The following is a 12,485-nucleotide window of genomic DNA, read 5'->3' as shown; positions in this document are numbered from 1 at the left end:
TCTCGCACTGGGAGTTCCACATGGGCCAGATGATCGACTTCGCCCGCCCTGACGGCGGCACCACCAGCGGTTACCTCGCCAGCGCCGGCGATGGCGCGCCGGGCATGATCCTCATCCAGGAGTGGTGGGGGCTCAAGCCTCACATCAAGGAGATCGCCGAGCGCCTGGCCTCCGCCGGCATCACGACGCTGGCCCCCGACCTCTACCGCGGCCGCATCGCCGCCGATGCGGACGAGGCCAGCCACCTGATGGACGGCCTGGACTTCGTCGACGCCACCACGCAGGACCTGCAAGGCGCGCTGACGCACCTGCGCGAGCACCTCGGCTGCGGCCCGGTCGGCGTGATGGGCTACTGCATGGGCGGCGCGCTGACCATCCTCGCCGGCGTCAACTTCAAGGACCTGCAGGCGGCGGTCTGCTACTACGGCATCCCGCCGGCCGAATTCGCCGATCCGGCCAAGATCGACGCGCCTTTCCTCGGCCACTTCGCGACGCGCGACGACTGGTGCACGCCGGAGAAGGTCGACGCGCTGGAGTCCCGCATGAACGCGGGCGGCAAGCACCCGGTCATCCACCGCTACGTCGCGGACCACGCGTTCTCCAACAAGACCCGCCCCGAGGTCTACGACGAGGCCGCCGCCGAGCTCGCCTGGTCGCGCACCCTGGACTTCCTCAAGCAACACCTGGCCTGACCGCCGGATCGCCCGAACCCATGACCTTCCATCGCCGCTGCCTGATCCCCACCGCCGCCGCTGTCTGGGCGCTGATCGCTTCCTCCGCCATCGCACAGACCACGCCGGCCTCGGGGCCGGCGTCGGCGACGGCGCGCGCCGCGTCGGAGACCGCGCCCCCGCCGCTGGATCCGCGTGTGGCGCCTATGCTCGCTGACATCTCTGCCGAGCGCATCGAGTCGACCATCCGCAAGCTCGCTGCCTTCGGCACGCGCCACACGGCCTCGGACACGAAGAGCGACACGCGCGGCATCGGCGCGGCACGGCGCTGGATCGAGGCGCAGCTGAAGGACTGCAGCGGGAAGGCCGGCGGCCGGTTGCAGGTCACGATGGACGCGTTCATCGAGCCGGCGGGCAACCGCCTCTCGGCGCCGACCGAGCTGGTGAACGTCGTGGCCACGCTGCCCGGCGCGTCGGCGGGTACGCCACGTGAACGCATCCTGGTGGTCAGCGGGCATTACGACTCGCGCAACAGCGACGTGATGGACGCGCAGGGCGAGGCGCCCGGCGCGAACGATGACGCCTCCGGCACGGCTGCCGTCATGGAGATGGCCTGCGCGGCGGCGAAGCAGCGCTTCGACGCGACGCTCGTGTTCATGGCCGTTCCGGGCGAGGAGCAAGGTCTGCTCGGCGCCCGCCACTGGGCCCGCCGCGCGCGTGCGCAAGGGCTCAACGTCGAAGGCATGATCACCAACGACATCGTCGGCAGCTCGCGCGGCGACAAGGGCGAGCATGATCCGAAGCGACTGCGCCTCTTCGCCGACGGCTTCGATCCGCTGCTGCGGCTGCTGGTGAACGCCAACGCCAACAGTCCGGCCAACGAGGACGAGGTCAAGACCAACGCGGCGATCCGCGCGCAGCTGCAACCGCTGGCCGTGGCCGGCGGCGGCGAGGAGCTGCCGACGCAGCAGTTCGGCCGTCACCTGAAGGCCGAGGGCGAGCGCTACCTGCCGGACTTCCACATCGACCTGATCCAGCGCCGTGATCGCTACCTGCGCGGCGGCGATCACCTGCCCTTCCTGGAGCGCGGCTACGCCGCGGTGCGTTTCACCGAACCCTTCGAGGACTTCCGCCACCAGCACCAGAACCTGCGCACCGAGGGCGGCGTCGTCTACGGCGACCTGCCGGAGTTCGTCGACTTCGGCTACGTGGCCGACGTGGCACGCGTGAATCTCGCGGGCCTGGCGACGCTGGCGTGGGCGCCGTCGCCGGTGAAGGGCGCACGCATCGATGCGCGCGAACTGACCAACGACACGACGCTGCTGTGGACCGCGAACGTCGACCCGGAGCTGGCGGGTTATCGCGTCGTCTGGCGCCGCAGCGAATCGCAGACGTGGGAAGGGGCGAAGGAGGTCGGCAACGTCACCAAGGTCACCTTGCCGCTGTCCAAGGACAACCTGATCTTCGGCGTGCAGGCCGTATCGAAGTCGGGCCACGCGAGCCTGGCGAGTTATCCGTTGCCGCTGGCGCGATGACCGAGGTCCGAGCGCCTCAGTGTCCCGGTCGGCGGGAGCCGGGGTGCCCCCGGGCGATTTAGCGGAGCCTGCCGAGCGTATGAGCCCGGGGGTGCCCCGGCTCCCGCCGACCTGCTCGGTCCAATGCAGGACTTAGCGCAGCACGCCCTTCCCCAGCCACTGCCCCCAGATCTTCATCGTCGCGCGCTGGTCCGAGAGCCCGGGGTACTCGGCCATGGTCTTGCGCAGCGCCGTCTCGTCGGTGCCGCGCGAGAACACCACCTCGCCGATCGGCCCGTCCTCCAGCGAGTACCAGGCGCCGATGACGCCTTCATCGAGCGCGCGCTGCAGGAAGATCGGCACCGCGTCCTTGTCCTTCGCCTCCGCGCGACTGAACAGCACGATGCGGTGCTCCTCGATCCCGTCGGGATCGATGCCGGTGTGGTGCAACGCCTGATGCACCGTCGCCGGCTGCGCGTTGACCACCATGTAGCCCTCGCGGATGTACTGGTCGGGCTCGAAGTAGCTCAGCAGGATCTGCCGGTTGGGCGCCTTGACCACGACGATGCCGCGCTTCTGCTTCAAGGGATCGCGCATCGGTCCCGCGGCGAAGAGCTTCTCGTCGGCGAAGAGCCGCTTGAAGTTCTCGAGGTGCCCAGTCTGCATCGCCGTGACGGCGGCCTTGTCGTCGGGCACCGGCTTGCCGGTCTCGAGGAAGATGAACCAGTACTGTTCGGCTGCGATCATGGACGGACGGGTCTGTGCACGGGCCGGCAGCGCCGCCAGTGCGGATAACGCAGGGAGGGCCGCCGCCGTGGCGATCAGGGAACGTCGTTGCATCGGAGTCTCCTTCTGTCGTTCACCGGGGCCGTTGTCGGACTCCGGCGTCGACAGACGACTCTACTCCCGCCCGCCGCCCGTGCCGAGCACCTGCAGCGAACGCAGCATCAGCCGGCTGCTGGTGACGTTGGTGGCGCAGGCGACGTTGTGGACGTCGCAGGCCCGGACCAGCGCATTGATGTCGGGTTCGTGCGGCTGCGGCGTCATCGGATCGCGCAGGAAGACGACCGCGTCGATCAGGCCGACTGCGAGTCGCGCGCCGATCTGCAGGTCGCCGCCATGCGGGCCTGACAGCATGCGCTCGACCGTCAGGCCGACTTCCGCCGTCAGGCGCGAGCCGGTCGTGCCGGTCGCCACCAGTTCGCAACTGCCGAGGAAGCCGGCGAACTCGGTCGCGAGCATCACCATCTCGTCCTTCTTGCCATCGTGGGCGATCAGGGCGATGCGCAGGCGCGCGGGGGCGGCGGTCGCCGTCGAGGATCCGGGAGCGGTGGTGGCAGTCATGCCGCGATCGTAGGTCCGCGAGGACAGCGCGCGAGTTACCGGCGCGGTTCTTTCTGCGTCGCCAGCGGCACGTTGCCGACGCCGCGGTTCATCGCGTTGAGCAGGTCGCCGTTGTCCTGGCTCAGCTCCCAGGCGAAGACACCCGCCAGGCCCTGATCGCGCACGAACCGGCCCTTGGCCAGCACCGCCCGCGGATCGTCGTAGCCCATCCAGAGCTTCTGCGTCGGGTTGAACAGCGACCACGACTGCGTCGCCGGATCCCAGACGGACTGGTAACCCGCGCGGCCGTTGCCCTTCGCATCGAGGATGCGGCCAGCCATCTCGCGGTAGCCCTGCGCGCCCTCGGCGCCGGGGTAGGCGCCGGTCTTCGCGGCACCCGCCGACGCCTTGCTCACGCCGGTGAAGCCGCGGCCGTACATCGCCACGCCGGCCACCAGCTTCGAACGCGGCACGCCGGCCTTCTCCAGGTTGGCCACCGCGCGCTCCAGGCTGTCGTCCGCCTGCGGCGACGACGAGCGCAGCGTCGTGTGATGTCCCGCCACCGGCGACCACATGCCGTAGAAGTCGTAGGTCATCATGAAGACCAGATCCAGCGGCTTGGACGCGTCCTTGAAGTTGATCTTGCCGACGATGGAATCCATCGGATTCACGGCTGTCGTCAGCAGGTAGGGACGGCCCGTCTCCGCGGTCAGCGCGTCCAGCGCCTTGCGCAGGTCGGCCATCAGTTCCGCATAGGACTGGCCGTCCTGCGGACTGCCGAGCTGCACGCCGTTGGCCGCACCGTTGTTGCCCGGATGCTCCCAGTCGATGTCGATGCCGTCGAAGGCCGGATGGTCACGCAGGAACTGCTGCGCCGAGGCCGCGAACACCGCGCGCTTCGCCGGATCGCCGACGAGGTGGAAGATCGGATCCGAGCCGCCCCAGCCGCCCACCGACGCGACGATCTTCAGGTGGGGCGCGCGCCGCTTGTAGCGTTGGAACGCGGTGTTGAAGCGCGCATCGATCGGGCCGGTGCCGATCTCGAAGTCCTTCTTGCCGACGCACTTGGCGGCGTCCTTCTCCAGCTGACCCGGGCCGCACAGGCGCAGGAAGGCGTAGAGGACGTGCGTCAGGTTCTGCGGCGGGATGCGCTCGATCAGCTCGACCGGCTCCCAGTTGGGCACGTAGATGCCGACGATCTTCCCGCCGGTGCGCTCGAACTCGACCGGCCTGGCGCCAAAGAGCGGGTAGCCCGGCGCTTCGGCCTTCTGATCGACCTTCGCATCGGCGGCCGGCGTCGCGGCGATGGCGGCCGAGGCAGCCATCGCGCCGAGCGCAGCGATCGCGGCGGTCAACGGGGTCGGGATACGGGACAGGACGCGAACGGACATGCGGGGCCTCCAATGGACGCCGCAGCTTAGCGGATCACGTCAAGAATTAACACCAGTCAAATACCAATTTGACCGATGCAGTGGGTTCGGAGAAACCTTTATGGAGCCACTTCGCGGTGTGTCGGCCCTTCGTCTATGGCGCCACGTCGACCCGAAGCTGCAGCTCGCGGAGCTTCTGCACCTCCGCGTCCCGCGTGCTGTAGGTGTTGCGGTTGGCGCTGGCCGTCACGCTGCCCGTCCGAGCGATCGTGACCCAGATGCCGAGCGGCGCCTGGACAGTGCTGAGGACGTCGGTGCTCGGGCGCTGCTGGCCATCGGGCAGCGAGGTGCCGTAGGCGCCGCCCTGCGGCATCTGCGCCTGATCCGAAGCGCGGACCTCGACATCCACCGGGCTGCGACCGCCGGGCCATTTCGGTCGGACGACGATGCCGCGCACGCGCTCGGCCATGCCCTGGCGGGGCACGACGACCACGCGGTCGCGTTCGCCCTGCTGGCGATCCATCGCCACGTCGACCCACTGGATCGGCGTCGACTCGGTCATCGTGAACGAGGCCTGCGAGCCGTTGAGCACCAGCAGGCGCGGGAACAGCTGCTGACGCTGCTCGCGGTTCTCGGTGGAGAGCGCCACGCCGCCGCGCGCCGAGACGCTGCCGCCGGTGCTCACGACGGTGCTGCCATCGCGGATGCCGGCGACGGTGGAACCGCTGAGTTCGGACTCGACCCAGCGCATCTCGACCTGCAGGTTCTGCTTCGGTCCCTGCGCTTGGACCGGCGTCATCAACGAGGCGCCGACGCCGAGCGCGGCAACGGCAAGGACGGCGAGGCGGCGGTGCGAGTTCATCGCGCCAGCATACGCCGCGAGGACGTCATGTGTTCAATGCCGGCCCGTCCTGCGCCCGCTTGCGGAGCGCCTACTTGTTCAACGCTCTGCAGCGGTCGATGTCGCAGGCGGTCGGCAGCATCGAACGGTATTCGACGACGCTGCCCCAGCTCTTCGGATCGCGCAGCGCGCAGCGTTCGCCCTTGCCGTTGTCGTAGTAGGACATCGTGTCGACGCAGCGCTTCGAGTGCGCCATCAGGCCGAGGAAGTGGCCCATCTCGTGGGAGAGCACCATCTGCAGCGTCTGGTCCGCCGGGTGCTTGGGATTGCGCTCGCGCAGCAGCGCGAAGAGGCCGGGACCGATCGACAGGCTGCGCGCGGTCACGTTGGCCAGCGCGAACTGGCCGCGGCTGCCGACGTCGCTCCAGAGGATCTGGATGGCGTCCTCGGGCGGCACCTGGCCGCTGGGCACGGCGACGACAGCGAGCTTCAGTCCGCAGGCGGACCAGGCCTCGGCGGAACGCTTCACCAGCGCCATCACCTGCGGTTCGCTGAACCAGGGCGGCGCGTTGTCGTGGCGGTAGGCGAAGCGCAAGGAGCGTGTCGCGATCGCGCGGTCGCGGCCGTCGCCCCAGGTCTTCACTTCGCCGGGCAGGCACTGGGCGATCTCCTGGTCGCGCACGGAAGGAATCGCCGGGGGCGCCTTGCCCTTCTCCGGCGGGACGAATTGAGCGTTCGCGCCAAGCGGCGTGAGCCCACCGAGCAGCGCCAGTGCCGCGGCAACGAAGGCACGGGCGAGCCGATGGTGCGCGCTCATGCCCTGGAGCCTGCCGAAGCGCATGGCAATACGCATGTCAGGCTTTCGCGGCCCGCAGCACGCCGCGCACATGCGGCCACAGCAGGTTGATCGCGAGCCCGCTGATCACCAGCGCCGCGGCCATCAGCTTCCACGGCGGCAGGCCTTCGCCGAGCAGCAGCGCGGAGCAGCTCATGCCGAACACGGGCACCAGCAGCGCCATCGGGACGATGGTCGCGGCGGGATGGCGCGACAAGAGGAAGCTCCACGCGCCGTAGCCGAAAAGCGTGTTGCCGACCGACTGCCAGAGCACCGCGCCCCAGGCGCCGAGGCTGGCGTTCTGGATCGCCTCGCCCATCTGCGCGGGGCCCTCGACGATGAAGGACAGCGCGAACAGCGACGGCGCCGCGAAGGCGCTGCTCCAGACAACGTAGGCCAGCATGTTCACGGCGCCGGCGCGCTTGCCGACGATGTTGCCGCTGGACCAGCAGAGCGCAGCCAGCAGCACCATCCCGAGGCCGAGCACGGTGGTCGTGCCGTCGGTGTGCGACGCGATGACGCCGATGCCCGCCGCGGCCGTGACCAGGGCGAGCCACTGGAAGCCCTGGACGCGTTCGCCGCTCATGCGCATGGCGAGCAACAAGGTGAAGAAGACCTGGGTCTGGATGACGAGCGAGGCGAGCCCCGGCGAGATCTGCGAGCGCATCGCGAGGTAGAGCAACGCGAACTGGCCGACGCCGACGAAGGCGCCGTACGCGGCGAGGTTGCGCCAGCCGACCTTCGGTCGCGGCAGCAGCAGCATCGCGGGCAGCGCGGCGAAGGTGAACCGCAGCGCCGCGAACAGCAGCGGCGGGAAGGCGTTCAGGCCCCAGCGGATCACGACGAAGTTGCTTCCCCAGATGGCGACCACGGACAGCGCAAGCAGGAAATGTCGGAGCGGTAGCGTCATGGCGGCCGGGGAGCGAGGGGGATCGTCGACTATGCCTGTTGGGGCCATCGCTGACCCGGTACAGGGTCATGGGAGTGCAACCGGTACAGGACCCGCGCACTTCGGCGGCCGCTGGCCCTCACCCCCGCCCTCTCCCGCAAGCGGGCGAGGGAGCCCGATCCGTGCCAGGACATGGGTGACAGCTGTGCCAACACATGGGTGACAGGTGTTCCGGGACATGGGTGACACCTCTCCGTGCAGTCAGCGGATCCGGGGTGGCTCCCTCTCCCGCTTGCGGGAGAGGGTGGGGGTGAGGGCCAGCGGCGGTGGAAGTGCAAAGGCCTTCTTGCGGCGAGCGCCATCAGCCCTTCGGCTTCAAATGCCCGAGCGGCAACGCCCCGCCCGCCTTCACCTCACCGAGTGAAAAGCTCGTGTGGATGTCCTTCACGTTCGGCAGGTTCAGCAGCGTGTCGATCGAGAACCGGCTGAACGCATCCAGGTCGGTGGCCATCACCTCCAGCTCGAAGGTGCCGGCGCCGCTGATGTAGTGGCACGAGATCACCTCCGGCAGTTGCCGGATCGCCTCCTCCAGCTGCTTGGTCGCCGCGCCGTTGTTGCGGTCCGCGTCCACGCGCACGAAGGCCAGCACGCCCAGCCCCAGCCGGCGCCGGTCGATCTCGGCCCGGTAGCCGGTGATGAAGCCCTGCTCCTCCAGCCACCGCACCCGGCGCCAGGTGGGCGCCGGCGACAGCCCGATCCGTGTCGCCAGCTCCGCATTCGACAGGCGCGCCTCGCGCTGCAGCTCCGCCAGGATCGCCACGTGATACCGGTCGAGTTCGCCGCTTGCCGGAGCACCGGATCCGCCCGCGTCGTCACTCCGATCGGCGCCCCGATCGGTGCCCCGGTCGATCCCTTCGTCGCCGCCCGCGGAACCCGCCGTCGCCCTCATGGTTTTCCCTGAGGCTCCGTTTTTCGATGCCATTCGAATCCCTTTCGTCATTCCGGGAAAGATTCTTGCTCAAACGACCGTCCCCGGCGCAGAACTAGCAAACACTCGCCGGGCGTTGTTTCCTACACTGTTCTCTGCGTTTTCCGCGCGCCGCCATACTTGGCGCGACGGCAGCCAAGGCACACGGCCTCGCCACAAGCGGGGACCGGAAGTCAGCCACCCATCAGGAGACTCCCCGCATGAACGCCCCCTTGCCCGAACACATCCTGCGCGCCCTCGAGAAGGTCACGCTGGATGACAAGTACGCACTCGACGAGGGCCGCGCCTTCATGAGCGGCGTCCAGGCGCTGGTCCGCCTGCCGATGCTGCAACGCACCCGCGACGCCATCGCCGGCCTCAACACCGCCGGCTTCATCTCGGGCTACCGCGGCTCCCCGCTGGGCGGCTACGACCAGGCCCTGATGGCCGCGAAGAAGCACCTCGCCAAGCAGCACATCGTCTTCCAGCCCGGCGTCAACGAGGAACTCGGCGCCACCGCCGTCTGGGGCACCCAGCAGCTCGCGCTCTTCCCCGAGAAGGCGAAGTTCGACGGCGTCTTCGGCATGTGGTACGGCAAGGGCCCGGGCGTGGACCGCTCCATCGACGTGTTCAAGCACGCCAACATGGCCGGCACCTCCAAGCACGGCGGCGTGATCGCCATCGCCGCGGACGACCATATCGCCAAGAGCTCCACCGCCGCCCACCAGAGCGACCACGTCTTCAAGGCCGTCGGCTTCCCGGTGTTCTTCCCCAGCAGCGTCCAGGAGATCCTGGACATGGGCCTGCACGCCTTCGCGATGAGCCGCTTCTCAGGCCTGTGGTCGGGCATGAAGACGATCCAGGAGATCGTCGAATCGTCCAGCAGCGTCAGCGTCGATCCCGACCGCGTCGAGATCCTGATGCCCGAAGATTTCCAGATGCCCCCGGGCGGCCTGCACATCCGCTGGCCCGATCCGCCGCTGGACCAGGAAGCGCGGATGATGGACCACAAGTGGTACGCCGCCCTCGCCTACGTCCGCGCCAACAAGCTCAACCACAACGTCATCGCCACGCCGCATGACCGCATCGGCCTGATCGCCTCGGGCAAAGCCTGGAACGACACCCGCCAGGCGCTGCACGACCTGGGACTGGACGACGACACCTGCCGCCGCCTGGGCATCCGGCTGCACAAGGTCAACGTGGTGTGGCCGCTGGAAGCGACCATCACCCGCGACTTCGCCACCGGGCTGCAGGAGATCCTCGTCATCGAGGAGAAGCGCCAGATGATCGAGTACCAGCTCAAGGAGGAGCTGTACAACTGGCGTCCCGACGTGCGCCCGAACGTGCTCGGCAAGTTCGACGAGACCGACGGCGACCGCAGCGGCGGCGAGTGGAGCCACCCGAACCCGAGCAGCAACTGGCTGCTGCGCCCGCAAGCCGACCTGACCCCGGCCATCATTGCCCGCGCCATCGCCAAGCGGCTGAAGAAGCTGGGCGTGGACGCCGACACCGCCGCGCGCCTGGACGCGCGAGTCGCGCTGATCGACGCCAAGGAACAGTCGCTCAAGTCGGAAGAGAAGACCGCCGGCGGTGCCGACCGCACGCCGTGGTTCTGCTCCGGCTGCCCGCACAACACCAGCACGCGCGTGCCGGACGGCTCGCGCGCCGTCGGCGGCATCGGCTGCCACTACATGGTCACCTGGATGCCGGGCCGCAACACCGCGACCTTCACCCAGATGGGCGGCGAAGGCGTGCCCTGGGTCGGCCAGGCGCCGTTCACCGACGAGAAGCACATCTTCAGCAACCTCGGCGACGGCACCTACTTCCACAGCGGCATCCTGGCGATCCGCCAGTCCATCGCCGCAGGCGTGAACATCACCTACAAGGTGCTCTACAACGACGCGGTCGCGATGACCGGCGGCCAGCAGGTCGGCGAGCGCCCCGAGGGCCACAGCGTCACGCAGATCATGAACAGCCTGGTCAGCGAAGGCGTGGCCAAGCTGATCATCGTCACCGACGAACCGGAGAAGTACGACGGCAAGCCGCTGGCGCCCGGCGTCACCGTGCATCACCGCGACGAGCTGGACGCGCTGCAGCGCCAGTTCCGCGAGATCCCGGGCACCTCGGTCATCATCTACGACCAGACCTGCGCGACCGAAAAGCGCCGCCGCCGCAAGCGCGGCAAGCTGGTCGACCCGGCCAAGCGCACCGTCATCAACGAGCTGGTCTGCGAAGGCTGCGGCGACTGCTCGGTGCAGTCGAACTGCCTGTCGGTCGAGCCGCTGGAGACCGAGTTCGGTCGCAAGCGCCAGATCAACCAGAACACCTGCAACAAGGACTTCTCGTGCGTGAAGGGCTTCTGCCCGAGCTTCGTCACCATCGAAGGCGGTGAGCTGAAGAAGCCGAAGAAGGACAAGCGCGTCAGCCCGTTCGACGCGTCGCTGCCGGTGATCCCGCAGCCCTCGATCCCGAATGCGGTCGAGGCCTGGGGCATCGTCGTGGCCGGCGTCGGCGGCACCGGCGTGATCACGATCGGCCAGCTGCTCGGCATGGCCGCGCATCTGGAAGGCAAGGGCGTGATCACGCAGGACGCGGCCGGTCTGGCGCAGAAGGGCGGCGCGACCTGGAGCCACATCCAGATCGCCAACACCCCGGACGCGATCCACTGCACCAAGGTCGGCACCGCGGAGGCCGACCTGGTCATCGCCTGCGATTCCATCGTCGCCGCCAACAAGACGACGCTGGCCGTGATGCGCGAAGGCCGCAGCTTCGTCGCGCTGAACACGCACGGCTCGCCGACCGCCACGCTGGTCAACGACGCCAACTGGTCCTTCCCCGGCGCCGCCTGCGAGGCCGCCGTGCAGAAGGCCGTGGGCGCCTCGCACCTGGGCATGTTCGACGCGGAAGAGGTCGCGGTGAAGCTGCTGGGCGACTCGCTGTACACCAACCCGCTGATGCTGGGCTTCGCGTGGCAGAAGGGCCGCGTGCCGCTGAGCCATGCCGCGCTGATGCGCGCGATCGAGCTCAATGGCGTGCAGGTCGACAACAACAAGGCCGCGTTCGAATGGGGCCGTCGCTGCGCGCATGACCTGGCCGCGGTGCAGTCGCTGTTCGCGGCCCAGCAGGTCATCAACTTCGTCAAGCGCCAGGGCGTCGACGAACTGATCACCAAGCGCGTCGAGTTCCTGACCGACTACCAGAACGCCGCCTACGCCGAGCAGTACCGCGCCTTCGTCGAGAAGGTCCGTCAGGCGGAAGCGCCGGTGGGCGGCACGCGTCTGACGGAAGCCGTCGCGCGCTATCTGTTCAAGCTGATGGCCTACAAGGACGAGTACGAGGTCGCCCGCCTGCACACCGACACGAAGTTCCTCGACAAGATCAAGGGCCAGTTCGAAGGCGACTTCAAGGTCGTGCATCACCTGGCCCCGCCGATGCTGGCCAAGAAGGACGACCACGGTCATCTGCAGAAGCGCCCCTTCGGCAGCTGGGTCCGTCCGGCGATGGGCGTGCTGGCCAAGATGAAGGGCCTGCGCGGCACCGCCTTCGATCCGTTCGGCCACACCGAGGAACGCAAGTCGGAACGCCAGCTGATCAAGGACTACCGCGCGACCATCGACGCCATCCTGGCCAAGGGTCTCACCACGGAGCGCCTGTCGACCGCCGTCGAGCTGGCCCGCATCCCGGAAGACATCCGCGGCTACGGTCACGTGAAGGAGCGCCACCTGAAAGCGGCGCGACTGAAGTGGGACCAGTTGCAGAAGCAGTGGCAAGCAATGGCGTGACGCGCCACGGCCGCTGCTGACGAACGGCCAAGCGCGGGCTCTCCGCAGGGCATGGGGCGCCCCTCCAGGGACCCCAAGCCCTACTCCGGCCCCACTCCCGCTCGCTGCCCTCGGGCCTTGGCCTTGGCGATCGGGGCGATACAGCCCGCACCGGGATCTCCGGGGCGGGCTGTATGTCTTTGGTCACTGCGCTGGCTTTTTGATGCCCCCGGATGGGGAAGTGCGGATTTCCCGACAACCCACATCGATAGACTCGCACCCTTCGGCCCGTCAGAGGCCGGGTTCGATACACC

Annotated in this window: 10 protein-coding genes; 3 read left to right on the top strand and 7 right to left on the bottom strand. The window is 68.6% G+C overall.

Translation table 11 applies throughout. The annotated features are described in order from the left end of the window. Positions 1-20: 20 nt before the first annotated feature. The gene (locus ACQ859_RS04630; RefSeq protein WP_431264797.1) at positions 21-692 is read left to right on the top strand and encodes a dienelactone hydrolase family protein; all 672 of its coding nucleotides are present in this window, start codon (positions 21-23) and stop codon (positions 690-692) included. A 20-nt stretch (positions 693-712) separates the two neighbouring features. Then, complete coding sequence (locus ACQ859_RS04625) at positions 713-2,206, top strand: M28 family metallopeptidase (protein ID WP_431264796.1); 1,494 nt, start codon at positions 713-715, stop codon at positions 2,204-2,206. A 132-nt stretch (positions 2,207-2,338) separates the two neighbouring features. On the opposite strand, the gene ACQ859_RS04620 is transcribed toward ACQ859_RS04625, so the two are convergent. The 7 genes from ACQ859_RS04620 to ACQ859_RS04590 form a co-directional block, all read right to left on the bottom strand. Then, positions 2,339-3,025 carry a YciI family protein gene (locus ACQ859_RS04620; protein WP_431264795.1) on the bottom strand — a complete coding sequence of 229 codons (687 nt, stop codon included), beginning with the start codon at positions 3,023-3,025 and terminating at the stop codon, positions 2,339-2,341. A 60-nt stretch (positions 3,026-3,085) separates the two neighbouring features. Next, positions 3,086-3,529, bottom strand: coding sequence for a methylglyoxal synthase (locus ACQ859_RS04615; RefSeq protein ID WP_431264794.1), 444 nt, complete (start codon positions 3,527-3,529; stop codon positions 3,086-3,088). 35 nt (positions 3,530-3,564) lie between these two features. Further along, a complete protein-coding gene (locus ACQ859_RS04610; protein WP_431264793.1) occupies positions 3,565-4,899 on the bottom strand; it encodes a glycoside hydrolase family 18 protein in 1,335 nt (444 codons plus the stop codon). A 133-nt stretch (positions 4,900-5,032) separates the two neighbouring features. After that, positions 5,033-5,740, bottom strand: coding sequence for a hypothetical protein (locus ACQ859_RS04605; protein ID WP_431264792.1), 708 nt, complete (start codon positions 5,738-5,740; stop codon positions 5,033-5,035). Positions 5,741-5,810: 70 nt separating this feature from the next. Then, positions 5,811-6,536 carry a hypothetical protein gene (locus tag ACQ859_RS04600; protein ID WP_431264791.1) on the bottom strand — a complete coding sequence of 242 codons (726 nt, stop codon included), beginning with the start codon at positions 6,534-6,536 and terminating at the stop codon, positions 5,811-5,813. 37 nt (positions 6,537-6,573) lie between these two features. Beyond that, positions 6,574-7,464 (bottom strand): EamA family transporter, encoded by an 891-nt coding sequence (locus tag ACQ859_RS04595; RefSeq protein WP_431264790.1) that lies wholly within the window; start codon positions 7,462-7,464, stop codon positions 6,574-6,576. A gap of 340 nt (positions 7,465-7,804) precedes the next feature. After that, positions 7,805-8,392 (bottom strand): Lrp/AsnC family transcriptional regulator, encoded by a 588-nt coding sequence (locus ACQ859_RS04590; RefSeq protein ID WP_431266463.1) that lies wholly within the window; start codon positions 8,390-8,392, stop codon positions 7,805-7,807. Positions 8,393-8,631: 239 nt separating this feature from the next. On the opposite strand from ACQ859_RS04590, the gene ACQ859_RS04585 reads away from it, so the two are divergent. Beyond that, on the top strand, positions 8,632-12,192 hold the full coding sequence (locus ACQ859_RS04585) for an indolepyruvate ferredoxin oxidoreductase family protein (RefSeq protein WP_431264789.1): 3,561 nt from the start codon (positions 8,632-8,634) through the stop codon (positions 12,190-12,192). Positions 12,193-12,485 lie beyond the last annotated feature (293 nt).

It is taken from the genome of Roseateles chitinivorans, assembly GCF_050632235.1.
GTDB classification, from domain to species: domain Bacteria; phylum Pseudomonadota; class Gammaproteobacteria; order Burkholderiales; family Burkholderiaceae_C; genus Roseateles; species Roseateles chitinivorans_A.
Note: the sequence above shows the minus strand (reverse complement) of the source record. Positions and strands in the feature narration are given on the sequence as shown.